Annotated in this window: 17 protein-coding genes; 11 read left to right on the forward strand and 6 right to left on the reverse strand. The window is 61.0% G+C overall.

What is annotated here, in order from left to right:
• The first annotated feature begins 324 nt into the window (after nt 1-324).
• Both VJ698_RS17855 and VJ698_RS17860 read left to right on the forward strand, forming a co-directional pair.
• Nucleotides 325-939, forward strand: a complete 615-nt coding sequence (locus VJ698_RS17855) for a cysteine hydrolase family protein (RefSeq protein ID WP_324104144.1) — start codon at nt 325-327, stop codon at nt 937-939.
• 12 nt (nt 940-951) lie between these two features.
• Nucleotides 952-1,335 carry a tautomerase family protein gene (locus VJ698_RS17860; protein ID WP_324104145.1) on the forward strand — a complete coding sequence of 128 codons (384 nt, stop codon included), beginning with the start codon at nt 952-954 and terminating at the stop codon, nt 1,333-1,335.
• A gap of 185 nt (nt 1,336-1,520) precedes the next feature.
• On the opposite strand, the gene fmt is transcribed toward VJ698_RS17860, so the two are convergent.
• Both fmt and def read right to left on the reverse strand, forming a co-directional pair.
• Nucleotides 1,521-2,471 (reverse strand): methionyl-tRNA formyltransferase, encoded by a 951-nt coding sequence (gene fmt, locus VJ698_RS17865; RefSeq protein ID WP_324104146.1) that lies wholly within the window; start codon nt 2,469-2,471, stop codon nt 1,521-1,523.
• Nucleotides 2,472-2,551: 80 nt separating this feature from the next.
• Entirely contained in the window at nt 2,552-3,091 is a 540-nt protein-coding gene (gene def, locus VJ698_RS17870; protein WP_324104147.1) for a peptide deformylase, read from the reverse strand.
• 177 nt (nt 3,092-3,268) lie between these two features.
• Here def and VJ698_RS17875 point away from each other — a divergent pair, with 177 nt between their 5' ends.
• The 6 genes from VJ698_RS17875 to VJ698_RS17900 all read left to right on the forward strand — a co-directional run bounded on the left by VJ698_RS17875 (nt 3,269) and on the right by VJ698_RS17900 (nt 9,934).
• The gene (locus VJ698_RS17875; RefSeq protein WP_324104148.1) at nt 3,269-4,405 is read left to right on the forward strand and encodes a LysM peptidoglycan-binding domain-containing protein; all 1,137 of its coding nucleotides are present in this window, start codon (nt 3,269-3,271) and stop codon (nt 4,403-4,405) included.
• A gap of 16 nt (nt 4,406-4,421) precedes the next feature.
• A complete protein-coding gene (dprA, locus tag VJ698_RS17880) occupies nt 4,422-5,537 on the forward strand; it encodes a DNA-processing protein DprA (RefSeq protein ID WP_324104149.1) in 1,116 nt (371 codons plus the stop codon).
• 204 nt (nt 5,538-5,741) lie between these two features.
• The gene (locus VJ698_RS17885; protein ID WP_324104150.1) at nt 5,742-6,215 is read left to right on the forward strand and encodes a DUF494 domain-containing protein; all 474 of its coding nucleotides are present in this window, start codon (nt 5,742-5,744) and stop codon (nt 6,213-6,215) included.
• Between the two features lie 231 nt (nt 6,216-6,446).
• Nucleotides 6,447-9,101 (forward strand): DNA topoisomerase III, encoded by a 2,655-nt coding sequence (locus VJ698_RS17890; protein WP_324104151.1) that lies wholly within the window; start codon nt 6,447-6,449, stop codon nt 9,099-9,101.
• Nucleotides 9,102-9,228: 127 nt separating this feature from the next.
• Nucleotides 9,229-9,573, forward strand: coding sequence for a DUF4870 domain-containing protein (locus VJ698_RS17895; RefSeq protein ID WP_324104152.1), 345 nt, complete (start codon nt 9,229-9,231; stop codon nt 9,571-9,573).
• 139 nt (nt 9,574-9,712) lie between these two features.
• Complete coding sequence (locus tag VJ698_RS17900) at nt 9,713-9,934, forward strand: glycine zipper 2TM domain-containing protein (RefSeq protein ID WP_324104153.1); 222 nt, start codon at nt 9,713-9,715, stop codon at nt 9,932-9,934.
• Nucleotides 9,935-9,970: 36 nt separating this feature from the next.
• Here VJ698_RS17900 and VJ698_RS17905 read toward each other — a convergent pair whose 3' ends face one another.
• From VJ698_RS17905 to VJ698_RS17920, 4 genes are all read right to left on the reverse strand, one after another.
• Nucleotides 9,971-10,891 (reverse strand): cation diffusion facilitator family transporter, encoded by a 921-nt coding sequence (locus tag VJ698_RS17905; protein WP_324104154.1) that lies wholly within the window; start codon nt 10,889-10,891, stop codon nt 9,971-9,973.
• 475 nt (nt 10,892-11,366) lie between these two features.
• The gene (locus VJ698_RS17910; RefSeq protein ID WP_324104155.1) at nt 11,367-11,573 is read right to left on the reverse strand and encodes a hypothetical protein; all 207 of its coding nucleotides are present in this window, start codon (nt 11,571-11,573) and stop codon (nt 11,367-11,369) included.
• 115 nt (nt 11,574-11,688) lie between these two features.
• Entirely contained in the window at nt 11,689-12,180 is a 492-nt protein-coding gene (locus VJ698_RS17915; protein ID WP_324104156.1) for a methylated-DNA--[protein]-cysteine S-methyltransferase, read from the reverse strand.
• The gene (locus VJ698_RS17920; protein WP_324104157.1) at nt 12,168-13,649 is read right to left on the reverse strand and encodes a DNA-3-methyladenine glycosylase 2 family protein; all 1,482 of its coding nucleotides are present in this window, start codon (nt 13,647-13,649) and stop codon (nt 12,168-12,170) included. The genes VJ698_RS17915 and VJ698_RS17920 overlap by 13 nt, the downstream gene beginning before the upstream one ends.
• Nucleotides 13,650-13,912: 263 nt before the next feature.
• Here VJ698_RS17920 and VJ698_RS17925 point away from each other — a divergent pair, with 263 nt between their 5' ends.
• The 3 genes from VJ698_RS17925 (at nt 13,913) to VJ698_RS17935 (ending at nt 16,881) form a co-directional block, all read left to right on the forward strand.
• Entirely contained in the window at nt 13,913-15,070 is a 1,158-nt protein-coding gene (locus VJ698_RS17925) for a substrate-binding domain-containing protein (RefSeq protein ID WP_414691187.1), read from the forward strand.
• A 282-nt stretch (nt 15,071-15,352) separates the two neighbouring features.
• Nucleotides 15,353-16,147 (forward strand): ABC transporter ATP-binding protein, encoded by a 795-nt coding sequence (locus tag VJ698_RS17930; protein ID WP_324104159.1) that lies wholly within the window; start codon nt 15,353-15,355, stop codon nt 16,145-16,147.
• Nucleotides 16,144-16,881: an ABC transporter ATP-binding protein gene (locus VJ698_RS17935; protein WP_324104160.1), complete on the forward strand. Its 738-nt coding sequence runs from the start codon at nt 16,144-16,146 to the stop codon at nt 16,879-16,881. The genes VJ698_RS17930 and VJ698_RS17935 overlap by 4 nt, the downstream gene beginning before the upstream one ends.
• Nucleotides 16,882-17,028: the final 147 nt, after the last annotated feature.

Raw genomic sequence — 17,028 nt, forward strand, 5'->3', positions numbered from 1 at the left:
CAGCCACGGCGCCCGCAAGCTGGTTTTGACTTTTCAATCAAATCGGCGCAATCAAAATTATACGTCCAATCAAGGGCTTGCGCATTGGCCGCGGAGCCATTACCACTACGGTCAACGTTGTTTCTTCCTCCAAGCCGACGCCACCTTTGCCTGCTTTTTTTGAAACACCTTTCTTCCTGGCATGTCGTCGTCCCTCGCCTCAACCCATCCCCGGCGGAGGCAACGATTTGTGCGCTACCCGCACAAATCCTGTGCATGACATCCAATTCCCCCGACCGCGCCTTGCAGCTACGATACCTGCGTATTCACCTCCAAGGAGCCAGCATGCCACATCCCACCATGCGCGCCATCAGTGGCGCCCCCGCAACCCAAACCCTCGTGGCGAAGAACACTGCCTTGATCGTCATCGATTTCCAGTTGGAGTACTTCGAAGGAGGCAGGCTCTTCATTCCAGACGGGGCCGCGGCAATGTCGAAAGCGAAACGGCTGGTCAGCTTTGCCGATGCGCACGACATGCCGGTCTTTCACGTGCAGCACCTCGGCCCGGCCAACGGGCCGCTGTTCGCCAAGGGCGGCGAGAAAGCGGCATTTCATCCCGGCATGACCCCTGGCTCTCAGCATGTCCTCGTGCAGAAAACGACGGCCAGCAGCTTCGCCAGCACGGACCTGCATCAGCAATTGCAGGTACGCGGCATCAAGACACTGATCATTTGCGGCCTGATGACGCACATGTGCGTGTCGACGACAACACGAGATGCGCGTCCGCTGGGGTATCAGGTACTGGTGGCCGGCGATGCCTGTGCGACGCGCGATATCGATGCGTGGGACAGCGGCGTGGTCGGACATGCGGAATTGCATCGGGCTGCATTGACCGCCTTGTCGGACAGCTTTGCCGAGGTATTGCGGACGGATGCGATCACGGCGCTTGCCGTGAATTGAAAGGAGATTGCCATGCCCTTGGTGACCATGACGACCCTCAAGGGGAAGTCGCGCGAATTCAAGTCGTCAGTGCTCGATGGCGTGCACGCGGCACTGGTTGCATCCGGCGTTCCGGAGACCGACCGCTTCCAGCGCGTGCTGGAGCTCGAGCCCGATGATTTCCGGTTCGATGCCAGCTATCCGGACGCCGCTTCGCCGCGCGACGAGAACTTTGTCCTCATCGAGATCCTGTTGTCGGTCGGCCGCAGTGTGAAGGTGAAGAAGAAAATCCTGGCCGACATCACGACGCACCTGTCACGTTCGCCCGGTATCGATCCGGAGAACGTGATGGTCTGCTTCAAGGAGACGACGTGGGAGAACTGGTCGTTTGCCGGCGGGCGGCAGATCCACGTCTAGGCACGGGGTCAAGAGTCTTTTGCCAGTATTGAACCCTCTCCTCTCAAATCGTCGTTCCCGCGAAGGCGGGAATCCAGAGTGAATCTGTGCCATCAACTGACTGATGGATTCCCGCCTTCGCGGGAACGACAGGGAGAGGTGAGAGCAATGCTCTGGAAATGGCCCGCCTGCGAAGATCCGGGCTCCTAGAATTGTCCGCCGTCGAGCGGGAAGCCCTTCAGGAATTCCGCTGCCGGCAGGCGCTTTCCGCCGGGCTTTTGCAGTTCTCGTATGCGCAGCGCGCCCTGTCCGCAGGCAATCAGCACACCATCCTGCGCATTCGCCGCCAACACTTGGCCGGGGGCGGCCGCCTTTTCGGAGGCCGCCAATTCGGCGCGCCAGAATTTGACCGGTGTGCCGTTGAATGTCCCAAACGCACCAGGGAAGGGATTGAATGCGCGAACCTTGCGCCACAAGGTTTCGGCCGGCAGATTGAAGTCGAGCGCAGCCTCCTCCTTCGCAATCTTTGCCGCGTAGGTAACGCCTTCGTCCGGCTGCAGCGTCGCCGACAGCGCGCCCTGTTCAAGCTTGCGCAATGCGTCGACGATCATCCGTCCGCCAAGTTCGGCAAGCTTGTCGTGCAGGCTGCCAGTCGTGTCGTCTCCGCTGATCGGGATGCGCTCCATCAGCAGCATCGGTCCGGTGTCGAGGCCCTCCTCCATCTGCATGATGGTCACGCCAGTCTCCGCATCTCCCGCTTCGATCGCGCGATGGATCGGCGCGGCGCCACGCCAGCGTGGTAGCAGCGAGGCATGAATGTTGATGCAACCCTGTTTCGGAATCTCTAGCACGCTGCGCGGCAGGATCAGGCCATAGGCGGCGACCACCATGACGTCGTGCGGCGTGGCATGCAGCAGGGCATGCGCTTCTTCTGCGACTTGCGGATACTTGCCATCGAGACGCAGTGATACCGGCTGCGCGACCGGAATGTCGTGCGCAACGGCGAACTGCTTGACCGGCGACGCGTGCAGCTGCATGCCGCGTCCGGCCGGACGGTCAGGCTGGGTCAGGACGAGGGGGATGTCGAAGCCTGCGTCATGCAGGGATTTCAGGGCGACGGCGGCAAATTCCGGCGTCCCTGCAAAAATGATTTTCATGGTTGTTATTGATCTTGTTGCAGTCCCGGCGCATGTCGCATTTTCCAGGGAAATGCGAGACGAAGTACTTGTGAGAGGGATCAGCGCGCGACCGCGACGGTCCTCTTCTTCTCACGCGCCATTTCCCGTTCTTCCTTCAACAGCTTTGTTTTGATGCGGTTGCGCTTGAGCGGCGACAGGTACTCGACGAAGACCTTGCCCTTGAGGTGATCCATTTCATGCTGGATGCAAACGGCTAGCAAGCCATCTGCTTCGATCTCGAATGGCTTGCCTTCCAGATCGAGCGCCCTGACCTTCACGCGCGCCGGACGCTCGACGCCGTCGTACACGCCGGGCACCGAGAGGCAGCCCTCGTCATACACCTGCCGCTCTTCGCTGGCCCAGAGAATTTCGGGGTTGATGAAGACGCGCAGGTCGTCATGCGTTTCCGAAGTATCGATCACGACCAGCTGTTCGTGCACGTCGACCTGGGTGGCCGCGAGACCGACACCGGGTGCGGCATACATGGTCTCCGCCATGTCGGCAACGAGCTTCTTCAGCCGATCATCGAAAACGGTTACCGGCTTGGCAATCTTGTGCAAGCGCGGGTCGGGATAACGCAGAATATTTAATAAGGGCATACGGCTTTTGTGCAACAAACCAACGATATTGGAGCGTCGTTTCTCTTGCTAGTTCAAGGATTTATGTGCAGAATTTGATTCAATTTGACAAGTTTTGCCTGGCAATTGTTTACATGCTGGCAACCCGCTGTGGCGATCATTGTTGTCTGTATTCGAGCCACGTTCACCGGACAGAACATGAAAAAGTTTAGCACAGCAGCCCTCATTCTCGCTCTTGCATCCGCGTCCAGCAGCTTCGCGGCCACAGGCGAGGAAGCCACGAAGTCATCGCGCTGTGCATTCCTTCCGAATGCGCCGGACCAGCATACCGTCGTGCGCGGAGATACCCTGTGGGGCATCTCCGGCAAATTCCTCCAGCACCCGTGGTGCTGGCCCGAAGTGTGGGGAATGAACAAGGAACAGATCCACAATCCGCACTGGATCTATCCCGGCCAGATCGTGTACCTCGACCGCGCCGCGGGCCGGCTGCGGCTCGGTACGCCGGTCGCCGGCGGCAGCAACGCCGGTGCCGGCTCCGACGGCCGCGGCGTTCCGACCATCAAGCTGGAACCGCAATTGCGCACGGAAGGACTGGGCCAGGAAGCCGTGCCCGCCATCCCGGCAAATGCGATCGAACCCTTCCTGTCGCAACCGCTCGTAATTGAAAAAGACGAACTGGACCATGCTGCGCGCATCGTGGCGACGCAGGAAAACCGTGTCATGCTCGGCAAGGATGACAAGGCCTATGTGCGCGGCGACCTGGGCTCAGGTACGTCCTTCCAGGTGTTCCGTCCCGGCAATGCCCTGAAGGATCCCGAGACGGGCAAGGTCATTGCGCATGAGGCGTCCTATCTCGGCACTATCAAGCTGGAACGCCCCGCTACGTCGCCGGATGAAGCGCATGTCTTCAAGGTCGTGAGCGTCAAGGAAGAAATGGCCGTTGGCGATCGCCTGCTTCCGGTGCCGCCCAGGCCGATCCTCAATTACGTACCGCATCCGCCCGACCACCCGGTCAATGCCCGCATCGTATCCGTCTACGGCGGCGTGTCGCAGGCCGGCCAGAACCAGATCGTGTCGATCAATCGCGGCAAGAAGGACGGCATCGACCTCGGCACCGTGCTGGAGCTGTATCGCTTTGGCCCCGTGGTCACGGATCGCACCGACAAGACTTCGTTCTGGGCCTTTGGTTCGTTTGGTCGTCCGAAGGTGAAACTGCCGGACAATCAATACGGCGGCCTGTTCATCTTCCGCGCCTTCGACAATATTTCGTACGGCCTGGTGATGCAGGTGACGGATTCCGTCCAGATCGGCGACCTCGCGAAGTCACCAGAATAAGCCAGCCACACCATTGATGACGCAACGCGATTGGGCGCAGGAGCTTGCGCAGTGGATCAGGCTTGAGCAGACGGCGGGCGTAGGTCCCGAGACCGCGCGCAAGCTGCTCGCGCATTTTGGCTTGCCGGAAAATATTTTCACTGCTGGCTTCTCTGTCCTGCGGCAAGTCGTTTCCGAGCGCGTCGCACAAGCCTTGCTCACGCCGCAGTCCGAAGAACTCGCGGCGCTGATTGACAAAACCATCGCCTGGGCAGAGCAGCCCGGCAATCGCATCCTCACGCTCGCCGACGCGGATTATCCGAAAGCCTTGCTCGATATTCCCGACCCACCCATGATGCTGTATGCGAAGGGGCGGATCGATCTGCTGTCGCAACCCTCTCTAGCTGTCGTCGGCAGCCGCAACGCGACCACGCAGGGTGTGCTCAACGCAGAAAAATTTTCCGAGGTATTGAGCCAGGCGGGCCTGACCATCATCTCCGGCATGGCGCTCGGGATCGATACCGCGGCACACCAGGGAAGCCTGCGCGGTCCGGGTTCGACAGTGGCCGTGATCGGCACCGGCGCCGACATTGTTTATCCTGCCCGCAATCGAACATTGGCACACCAGATCGCGGCAGAAGGTTGCATCATCTACGAATATGCACTCGGCACACCGGCCATCGCGTCCAATTTCCCGCGCCGCAACCGCATCATTTCCGGGCTCGCACGCGGAGTTCTTGTGATCGAGGCTGCGGCGCAATCAGGTTCGCTGATCACCGCGCGCATGGCGGCGGATCAAGGACGTGAAGTGTTTGCGATCCCCGGCTCGATCCATTCCCCGCTGTCCAAAGGTTGCCACCTGCTCATCAAGCAAGGCGCGAAACTGGTTGAATCTGCACAAGATGTGCTGGAGGAAATCAGGCATCACGACAGGCAGCCGCTTCCCCCACCCTCTGCGCCAGCTATCGTGCCGGCAACAAAACCATCTCCGCTTCTCACCGCCATGGGCTTCGATCCGGTCGCGCCGGATGTGCTTGCGACGCGTTGCGAACTCGATATTGCCAATGTCAATGCGCAATTGTTAACGCTTGAACTGGAAGGCTTGATAGAAATGCTGCCGGGCGGCACTGTCCGTCGTGTGGCTACATCCTGATACGCATTTATTGCTGTCAGCGCTGCGTTTTTCGGATATCCTGTAAAAGAGGGCTCGATGTACGTTGTACTGTCGCCGGCATGACACTTTTTCTTGCTTGACACAATGCCGCAGGTAAGGAAAACTGAATCACGAGAGTGTCATTTTTCGAAACCTGGTCGCGATGTCGCTTGTGGCACGTGGACCTTCACGCTACGGTAAATCATGTTTGACGTTCTCGTTTACCTTTACGAAACCTACTACCGCCCCGATGCCTGTCCCGATGCGGATGTACTGGTCAAGAAGCTGTCGGCTGTCGGCTTCGAGGAAGATGAAATCTCCCAGGCGCTGGGATGGCTGACCGACCTCGCCGAATCCGCCAGCGAATATTGCGATCGCTCCCCCCTGCAAACCGCGTTCCCCTTTGGCATCCGTATCTATGCGCAACGGGAACTCGACGTGCTGGGCACGGAAGCGGTTGGTTTCCTGCAATTCCTGGAATCCGCCAAGATCATCGATCCGATGCAGCGCGAGATCATCATTGAACGCGCGTTGGCGGTCAGCGAGACCGAAGTATCGCTCGACAAGATCAAGGTCATTGTCCTGATGGTACTCTGGAGCCAAGGCAAGGAGCCGGACGCGCTAATTTTCGACGAGTTGTTCTCGGACGACGACGACGAACCGCGCCTATTGCATTAATATCAATTTCACCTCGCGCGCCCGCGCCAGTTGCCGAATCGCCAAGCCGTCTCGCCACAGCGACTAGTTTTTCTCCTCCTTGCGGTTTTCGCCGCAACCCGCTTATCATTGGCCGCTAAATCCCCCGGATCGTTGTTATATTAATAGTTATTTCGTTTTGGCAAGCATTCCGGGAAGCACACACGCTTTGTATGGCGCAGGCATTGGCGCCACTTTCGAGATCATCTATATATGACTAAGACCCTCATCATCGCAGAGAAGCCCTCTGTCGCGAACGACATCGCGAAGGCCGTCGGCGGCTTCACCAAGCACGATGAGTACTTTGAATCCGACGAGTACGTGCTGTCCTCCGCCGTCGGCCACTTGGTCGAGATCGCCGTGCCTGAGGAATACGACGTCAAACGCGGAAAGTGGACATTCACCCACCTGCCGATGATTCCGCCGCATTTCGCGCTCAATCCGATCGCAAAGACGGAATCGCGGCTGAAAGTACTGACCAGGTTGCTCAAGCGCAAGGATGTGTCCGCCGTCATTAATGCCTGCGACGCGGGCCGCGAAGGTGAGTTGATTTTCCGGCTGATCATGCAGTACGCGAAGGCCAAGCAGCCGATCAAGCGCCTGTGGTTGCAGTCGATGACGCCCGCCGCGATCCGTGATGGCTTTTCCCGTTTGCGCAACGACAAGGACATGCTCCCGCTGGCTGATGCCGCACGTTGCCGCAGCGAGGCGGACTGGCTGATCGGCATCAACGGCACGCGGGCAATGACTGCGTTCAATTCCAAGGATGGCGGTTTCTACCTGACAACCGTCGGCCGCGTGCAGACGCCGACGCTGTCGATCGTGGTCGAGCGTGAAGAGAAGATCAAGAATTTCGTGCCGCGCGACTACTGGGAAGTGCGTGCCGAATTCGTGTGTGCCGCCGGCATCTATGAAGGCCGATGGCTCGACACCAAGTTCAAGAAGGACGAAACCGATCCGGAGAAGCGCGCGGAGCGGCTGTGGAGCAAGGCCGCCGCCGAGTCCATCGTGGCTGCCTGCCGCGGCAAGCAGGGTACGGTCACCGAAGAATCGAAGCCGGCCACGCAACTCTCGCCCGCGCTGTTCGATCTGACCAGCCTGCAACGCGAAGCCAATGCCCGCTTCGGCTTTTCCGCCAAGAACACGCTCGGGCTGGCGCAGGCCCTGTATGAAAAGCACAAGGTGCTGACCTATCCGCGTACCGATTCGCGCCATCTGCCGGAAGACTACATGAACACCGTCCGGCAAACGCTGGATGTCGTCGCAGAAAACAACAACTATCACCAGTTCGCGAAGCAGATCCTGAACAAGAACTGGGTCAAGCCGAACAAGCGCATCTTCGACAACAGCAAGATCAGCGACCACTTTGCGATCATCCCGACCCTGCAAGCACCAAAGAGCCTGTCCGAGCCGGAACAGAAACTCTACGACCTGGTGGTGCGCCGCTTCATGGCGGTGTTCTTCCCCGCCGCCGAATACCAGGTGACCACGCGCTTCACCGAAGTCTCCGGCCACACCTTCAAGACCGAAGGCAAGGTGATGACCAATGCGGGCTGGCTGGCGATCTATGGCCGGGAAGCGGCGAATGACGACGACAAGGAAAACGCCGGAACGCTGGTGCCGGTTGCGAAGGACGAGAAGGTGAAGACCGAGAAGGTCACCGCCAACGAACTGGTCACCAAGCCGCCGGCGCGCTACACCGAAGCGACGCTGCTGTCGGCGATGGAAGGCGCCGGCAAGCTGGTCGAGGATGAGGAGTTGCGCGAAGCGATGGCGGGCAAAGGCTTGGGCACACCGGCCACCCGTGCGGCCATCATCGAAGGCCTGCTCAATGAAAAATACCTGCTGCGTGAAGGTCGCGAGCTGATCCCGACGGCCAAGGCATTCCAGCTGACGACCTTGCTGCGGGGCCTGGGCGTGGACGAACTGACCCTGCCCGAACTGACTGGCGAGTGGGAATACAAGCTGGCGCAGATGGAGCGCGGCCAGATCAGCCGCGAGGAATTCATGCGCGAGATCGCGCAGATGACGCAGATCATCGTCAAGCGCGCGAAGGAATACGACAAGGACACCATCCCCGGCGACTACGCGACGCTGAAGACGCCTTGCCCGAATTGCGGTGGCGTGGTGAAGGAAAACTACCGGCGCTTTGCCTGCACCAAGTGCGAGTTCTCGATCACCAAGGTCCCCGGCAGCCGCCAGTTCGAAATCGCGGAAGTCGAGGAACTGCTTGCCAAGCGCGAAATCGGCCCGCTGCAGGGTTTCCGCTCCAAGATGGGCCGACCGTTCGCGGCGATCCTGAAGATCGTGCGCGACGAAGAGATCAAGAACTACAAGCTGGAGTTCGATTTCGGCCAGGCGCAGGACGAGGGAGAGGACAGCGAAGGCGTTGATTTCTCCAACCAGACGCCGGTTGGCGTCTGCCCGAAATGCGGCGGCGGTGTTTACGAAATGGGCCTGGCCTATGTGTGCGAGAACACGGTCGCCAAGCCGAAGGCATGCGACTTCCGCAGCGGACGCATCATCCTGCAGCAGGAGATCGTGCCCGAACAGATGGCCAAGCTGCTCAACGAAGGGCGCACCGACCTCCTGCCCGGTTTCATCTCGCAGCGCACGCGCCGGCCGTTCAAGGCTTTCCTGGTGAAGGACAAGAGCGGCAAGGTGAGCTTCGAATTCGAGGAACGCAAGGCCAAGGCGCCCGCCAAGGGCAAGGCCGACGCCAAGGAAGAAACGCAGGAAGAAGCACCGAAGAAGCCGGCGGCAAAGACGGCAGCGAAGACTGCAGCGAAGACTGCAGCGAAAACCGCTGCAAAGCCGGCTGTGAAGAAGGCCGCAGCGAAGAAGGCAGTGACGAAGAAGGCTGCCTGACCGTCGTCTGCGTCGCTGCTGTATGTGTTCGGCGAGCGATCTTTCGCTCGCCTCGCACTGAATTTCCGCGCGCCGCGATGGCGCCGTGGAAGACGCCGAAGTCTTGCAGCAGAATCAGGAGCCGATCATGAACAGTGTCATTCCTGGCAGCCCGGACAAGGACGAATGCAATCTTGCGATGCTGGCGCATCTGCTCGGCGCGTTCACCGGCTTCGTCGGCGTGCTGATCCTGTGGCTGGTGAAGAAGGATGAGCCCGGCTTTGTTGCGGAAGAAGCGCGGGAAGCGCTGAATTTTCAGATCACGGTTGCCATCGCACTGGCCGCCAGCGTGATGCTCAAGCTGCTCCTGATCGGCTTCCTGCTGTTCCCGATCATCATCGTCGTCAACTTCATCTTCAGCATCCTCGGCGCCGTGTCGGCGTCCAGGGGCAGGCATTACCGCTATCCGCTCACGCTGCGCCTCGTCAGCTGAACGCCTGCTCCACGCCAGCGCCGGCACAGCGCAATTCCCGCTCGGAAATACCCGCCGGAACTCCCTCTGCAGGGCAACAGTCGAACTGATTACGCATCACTTCCTTTACAGGTTTCGACTTGATCTTCCGGAGGGCAAGATGAATACACGCAAGCTGATGTCGATCGCCAGCGCGATGACGCTGGCCACGGTTCTGTCCGCCTGCGGCACCACGCCGACTCACCAGCAGGTAGGCATAGGCACCGGTGCCGTTCTCGGCGGCGTGGCGGGCCATGTGCTGACCGACAGTACGCTGGGCACGGTGGGCGGTGCGGCGGTCGGCGGATTGATCGGTAACGAAGTCACCAAACCGAAGAAGTAGAAGCATCCGGCGCGCAGCCATTCCGCGCGCCGGCCACTAGTCCTTCCCCGCCACGACATCCGGTTCGAAGAAACACCATTTGGCTTGCGGCCACGTGCGCTGGATGCTGTCTTCGACTGCGTTGATGGCATCCACCAGCGCTGCATCGGAGGGCTGCTGCCGCATCTTCGCCTGCACCGCGATCATCAGCTGCTCGCCCCACTGGAGCGTGATCAGGTGGATCACGTGCTCCACTTCCGGCCGCGCCTCGATATGCGACTTGATCGCATCATGCACTTCCGGCGCGGCGGACTCGCCCGTGATCATCGCTTTGACCTCGCGCACGATGAACACGGCAACAATCATCAGCAGCACGCCGACTGCGATGGAGCCAACCGCATCCCATACCGGATTGCCGGTCACGACCGCAAGCAGCACGGCAATGAACGCGAAGCTCAGGCCTGCCAGCGCAGCGATGTCCTCGCCGGCGACGACCAGCAATTCCGACTGGCGCGTTTCGCGGAACCACCGCAGGAAGGGCTTTCCCTGCGCGATCTTGCGAATCTCCTTCATCGCGCCATGCAGCGAGAAGGCTTCCAGCGCGACCGAGATGCCGAGCACCGACAAGGCGACGACCGGATTGCTCAAGGGCTCGGGATGACTGAAATGCTTGATGCCTTCCATGACGGAGAATGCGCCACCGAGGAAGAACAGCAGCAGCGCCACCATCATCGCCCAGAAATAGACGACGCGCCCATAACCCATCGGATGCCATTCATCGGCCGGCTTCTTCGCTTCCTTCAGGCCGATCAGCAGGAAGACCTGGTTGGTGCAATCGGCCAGCGAGTGGATGGCTTCGGCCAGCATCGCGCCAGAACCGGTGTAGAGCGAGGCGGCGAACTTGGCGACAGCGATGCCACCGTTGGCGCCGAGCGCATAGAAAATCGCTTTGGTAGAACCGTCGGAATGGGAGGACATGGAATTATCAAAAGGAAAACGACGGCCTCACATTACTTGCTGTTTCGCTTGCGTGCAAGTCCTTCGCTCCTTGCAGCGGACAGACGCATTACTGCAGCGAGAGTGCTTTCCTTTGCGCCAGCGGAAATCGAAATGCGTGGAAATTGCCGGCGCGAAGTGGCCGCCAGCCAAGTTGAAACACAATGTATCAAGCCCGATCTGCGCCGGAACTTTCACTAATTGAAAGGATTCTACTCAACCGCATGCATGCAATTCTGGCATGAACAGTCTGTGACGTTTCAATGAATCGGCATGATTTCTAAAGGAGAATTCTTATGATGAAATGGACCATCCCTATGGCGTGCGCGCTGCTGTTGGGCGCATGCAGTACCACTGGCACGGGAACCACGTCCGGTTCAACCTCCGGCATGGGTTCCGGTTCGGGCTCCGCGTCGGGCACCATGTCCTCATCGCCCAGCTCCGGTGCTTCCGGCAGCTACGGCACTGGCGCAAGCGGCACCTCCAGCAGCCCGAGCAGCCCAAGCAGCAGCGGAACATCTTCCATGTCTTCGCCGAACGAGAACAGCAATTCCGGTTCCAACATTCCGTCGACGCCCAGCTCCGGCACATCTTCCGGCAGTTCCATGGACTCGAGCGGCACATCAAGCAGCTCCGGCACCTCCGGTTCCACCGGCTCATCCACTTCCGGCTCTACTTCGAAGTAAGCCGATCGCCCGTGAGACTGCCGTCGGCATGAACGCGGCCCGCTTCCGCCGGGCAGCTCACTGGCATCACCTCTTCCCTGCACACGCAAGCATTCAAGCGCGCTGTTCAAGCGCCAGCAGGAAGCGCTTGCGCTCCAACCCTCCCGCATAGCCAGACAAGTCTCCCGATGCACCGAGCACGCGGTGGCAGGGAACGACGATCGATACCGGATTGCGTCCGATGGCCGTGCCTGCCGCGCGTATTGCTCGCGGATTGGTGATGCGACGGGCGATTTCCTGATAAGTGCAGGTGGCGCCGAAAGGCAGTTCCTGCAATGCCTTCCACACCGCTTGCTGGAAAGGCGTGCCGCGCAGGTCGAGCGGTAGGTCGAATGTCTTGCGCGCGCCGGCGAAATACTCATCGACCTGCGTCGCGGCCTGGCGCAGCACGGGGTGTCCATCGTCGCGCGTCCATTCCTGCGGGCCGACAAAGTACTTGTGCTCGTCGAAGTACAGGCCGCACAGGCCGGCATCACTGGCCGCCAGCAGCAGCGTGCCGAGCGGGCTGGGGTGTTCGGTGTAATAGATCATGATCAGGCCATCCATAATGCGATTGCCGCGTAGCCGCGCCACGGAGACCAGGCAGCGGCGCGCGCGGCAAGCTGTTTTTCGGTGAGCCGGCTTTCCCCTTCGGCCGCCGCCTTCTGCAGGCCGAGGTCTCCGGCGGGGAACGCATCGGGAAAGCGCAATGCGCGCAGTGCGATGTAATGCGCAGTCCAGTCGCCGATGCCGCGCACGGTCCGCAGGCGCGCGACCGCGTCGTCGAGCGACAGCCCCGGCGGCATGTGCAAACCGCCTTGCTCCGCGAATTGCGCGAGATTGCGTATGGTCTGCGCGCGCGTTTGGGGCAGGCCGATGGCAGCGAGTTCGGACACGTCCGCCTGCGCAAGACGTTCGGCGCGCGGAAAATGATGCGCGACCGTTCCATGCGGCGCGGTCATCGCGTCGCCGAAGCGTTGCACCAGCCTGCCGGACAAGGTGGTCGCGCCCGCAACGCTCACCTGCTGGCCGAGCACTGCGCGGATCGCAAGTTCGAAGGCGTCGAAGGCGCCCGGAACGCGCAGGCCCGGCAAGGCATCGATACGGCCTGCGATCAGCGGGTCCTGGCGCAGGTGCGTCTCGATCACGGACGGATTGGCATCCAGGTCGAACTGGGTGCGCACGCGTGCCAGCAAGGGCATCAGCACCGGCGCCAGCGTGGGTGCGACCTCAAGTTCAAGCTGGTGCTTCTCCGCGCGATGCGTCACGCGCAGCCAGCCGCTGACATCACCAATGCGCACGCTGCGCAGGTACGCGCCGTCCCGCCCATCAGTCTCGACCGCCTCCACGCTGGGAATCGCGCGGCCTGCAAGGTAATGAAGAATGCGCGGCCAGTGATAAGGCGGGCGGTATGCCAGGCGCAGCGTGAGCGCGTCCTGCCCGCTGGCGTCTTCCGAGCCGGCTGCGCGGCGGATCGCACCAGGGGCGATCCCGTAGCGCAGCGCAAACAGCGCGTTGAAGCGGCGCACGCTGCCGAAGCCGGCAGCGAATGCCACTTCGGCCATCGGCAGCCGCGTTTCCTGCAGCAGTTTTTTCGCGAACAGCAGACGCTGCGTCTGCGCCAGTTCAACGGGCGTGACGCCAAAGTGCTGCAGCAGTACGCGGCGCAACTGGCGCGACGACAGTCCGACGTCGGTCGCGAGGCGTTCGATATCACCATCGTTGAGCGCCCCGGCGGCGATGCGCTGCCAGACGGCGTGGGCGAGATTCTGCTGCAACGCATAGGGCGCAAGTTCCGGGCGGCAGCGCAGGCAGGGGCGGAAACCGGCGGCTTCGGCTGCGGCCGCACTGCTGAAGAACCGGCAGGATGATTCGCGCGGCGTCTTCGCGGTGCACACCGGTCTGCAATAGATGCCGGTGCTGGTCACGCCCGTGAAGAAGATGCCGTCGAAACGCGTGTCCCTTGCAGCCAGCGCCCGGTAGCAGCTGGCGTGGTCGAGGACGGCGGATCCGGAATGCGATTGAGAGGTGTCCATGGCGTCGTTATACGCGCCGCTTCCCTTGGCGTCTAGCCGTTTTCGGACATGATTCCACCCGCACCGGAGCGCTTATCGTAGTTCTACTACTTTCCTGTTATACAAGCTTGGAGTAATCTGGCCGAAGCCGGATTTCTTGTGTGTCGTCAATGGAGCTTCGCTCCTGCGTCCCGGGTTGGTCTGCCGGGCGTCTTGCGCAATGCACAGGCCATCCAGCCCGACAACAACCAACAAGAGGATGAGACGCAATGAGACACCACCTGATGGCGGCGTTCGCCGCGCTATGCTGCACCACAGCAGTCCACGCGAAAGACATCAAGATTGCGCACGTGTACGACAAGACCGGCGCGCTGGAAGCCTATGCGAAGCAGACCCAGATTGGCTTGATGATGGGGCTGGATTACGCGACCAAGGGCACGATGCAGGTCAACGGCAACAAGCTGGTCGTCATTGAGAAAGACAACCAGGGCAAGCCCGACGTGGGCAAGGCGCAGCTGGCTTCCGCCTTCGCCGATGACAAGGCCGACATCGCGGTCGGTCCGACCAGTTCCGGCGTGGCGCTGGCGATGCTGCCGGTGGCAGAGGAATACAAGAAGATCCTGCTGGTGGAACCGGCCGTTGCCGACGCCATCACCGGCGACAAGTGGAACCGCTACATCTTCCGCACCGGCCGCAACTCTTCGCAGGATGCCATCTCGAACGCGGTCGCGCTGGACAAGGAAGGCGTCTCGATCGCCACGCTGGCGCAGGACTATGCCTTCGGCCGCGACGGCGTGAAGGCGTTCAAGGAAGCGCTGAAGAAGGCCAAGGTGGTGCACGAGGAATACCTGCCGACCAACACCACCGACTTCACCGCCGGCGCGCAACGCCTGTTCGATTCGCTCAAGGGCAAGGCAGGCCGCAAGGTGATCTTCATCATCTGGGCCGGCGCGGGCAATCCGTTCAAGATCGCCGACCTCGATCCGAAGCGCTACGGCATCGAAATCGCGACCGGCGGCAACATCCTGCCGGCGATGGCGGCCTACAAGAACTTCCCCGGCATGGAAGGCGCGACCTACTACTACTTCGCCATCCCAAAGAACCCGGCCAACAACTGGCTCGTCACCGAGCACTACAAGCGCTACAAGTCCCCGCCTGATTTCTTCACTGCGGGCGGCATGGCGGCCGGCATCGCGCTGGTGGAAGCGCTGAAGAAGACCAACGGCGACACCCATACCGAAAAGCTGATCTCCGCGATGGAAGGCATGAGCTTCGAGACGCCGAAGGGCAAGATGATGTTCCGCAAGGAAGACCATCAGGCGCTGCAGTCGATGTACCACTTCAAGATCAAGGTTGATCCGGCGTTCCCGTGGGGCGTGCCTGAGCTGGTGCGCGAGATCAAGATGGATGAGATGCAGATTCCGATCAGGAACAAGCGCTGAGCGGTTGTCGCATCTTTCTCTGTCTTTCTCACCTACTGTCGAACAAGCATCTACATGACCCCTTCCCCCTTGCAGGGGGATAAATGCGGGGTTTCGCAAAGCATGCTTTGCGCCGCATTTATCCGAGCAGCTTGCAAGCTGCGAGGTGGGACGGTTGGGATGGGGGTAGAGTGCGAGGATCCACCTCTGCGGTAGGTCAACCTCACTACCCCCACCCTAACCCTCCCCCTGCAAGGGGGAGGGAATGCGTAGTTGCATTGTACTGACAGCGGAGATATCTCCATGCCCCTGCATCACACCGAACCGCACCACGCCGGTTCGCTCGAAACCCGCAACCTGACCATCCGCTTCGGCGGTCACGTGGCGGTCAATACCGTCTCCTGCGCCTTCGCGCCGGGCACGCTGACCGCCATCGTCGGCCCGAACGGCGCGGGCAAGACCACCTACTTCAACCTGATCTCCGGCCAGCTCAAGGCGAGCGAAGGCCAGGTCCTGCTGAACGGACGCGACATTACCTCGCTCTCGGCTCCGGCGCGTACTCACGCCGGGCTGGGTCGCGCGTTCCAGCTCACCAGCCTGTTCCCGAACCTGAGCGTGATGGAGAACGTCCGGCTCGCGCTGCAGGCGCGCCAGCGCATCGGGCTCGACATGTGGAATGTGTGGAACCGTCATCGCGCCCTGATCGAGCGTGCGGACCAGTTGCTGGAAAGCGTGGCCCTGACCACGAAGCGCGACATGCCCGCGTCGGCGCTGCCGCATGGCGATCAGCGCAAGCTGGAAGTCGGCCTGCTGATGGCGCTCGATCCCGAGGTGTACATGTTCGACGAACCGACTGCCGGCATGAGCGTGGATGAAGTGCCGGTGATCCTGGACCTGATCCGCGCATTGAAGGCGCGGCGCGACAAGACGATCCTGCTGGTCGAGCACAAGATGGATGTCGTGCGCGAACTGGCCGATCGCATCATCGTGCTGCACAACGGCACGCTGATGGCCGACGGCGATCCGGAAACGGTGATCGCCTCGCCGGTGGTGCAGCAAGCCTATCTCGGTCTCGCGCCGGTGGAGGAAGCCGCATGAATGCCCCGCTCCTGAAACTCGAAGGCGTGCATACGCATATCGGTGCGTATCACATCCTGCACGGTGTCGATCTTGAAGTCCCGCGTGGGCAACTGACGATGCTGCTCGGCCGCAACGGCGCCGGCAAGACGACGACGCTGCGCACCATCATGGGTTTGTGGCAGACCTCGCAGGGACGCATCACTTTTGATGGCACGGACATCACCGCGCAGGCGACGCCCGACATCTCGCAGCGCGGCATTGCTTACGTGCCGGAGAACATGGGCATCTTCGCCGACCTCTCGGTGAAGGAGAACATGTTGCTCGCAGCGCGTTCCGCGCGGCGCATCGAGGATATCGATGGCAAGCGACTGGAATGGATATTCTCGCTGTTCCCGGCGATGAAGAAATTCTGGCTGCATCCGGCCGGCAAGCTGTCGGGTGGGCAGAAGCAGATGCTCGCTGTATCGCGCGCGATCGTGGAACCGCGCAAGCTGCTGCTGATCGATGAACCGAGCAAGGGTCTCGCGCCGGCCATCATCGCCAACATGATCGCCGCCTTCCGCGAACTGAAGCAGACCGACACGACCATCCTGCTGGTCGAGCAGAATTTCAATTTCGCGAAGCAGCTCGGTGATACGGTGGCGGTGATGGACGACGGCAGGATCGTGCATCGTGGCCTGATGCAGGAGCTGGCGGAGGAGGAGGCGCTGCAGACGAAGCTGCTTGGCTTGTCGCTGGCGGCGCATCATTAGAGAACAGGTTCCTTCCCCCTTGCAGGGGGGAGGTTGGGATGGGGGTAGTGAGGTCGAGCAAGCGCCCTAGATAACTCGACCTCACTACCCCCACCCTAGCCCTCCCCCTGCAAGGGGGAGGGAACAAGCAGCCGATCACTTTTGAGA

The sequence above is a fragment of the Noviherbaspirillum sp. genome, assembly GCF_035254685.1.
In the GTDB taxonomy this organism is placed as follows: Bacteria; Pseudomonadota; Gammaproteobacteria; order Burkholderiales; family Burkholderiaceae_D; genus Noviherbaspirillum.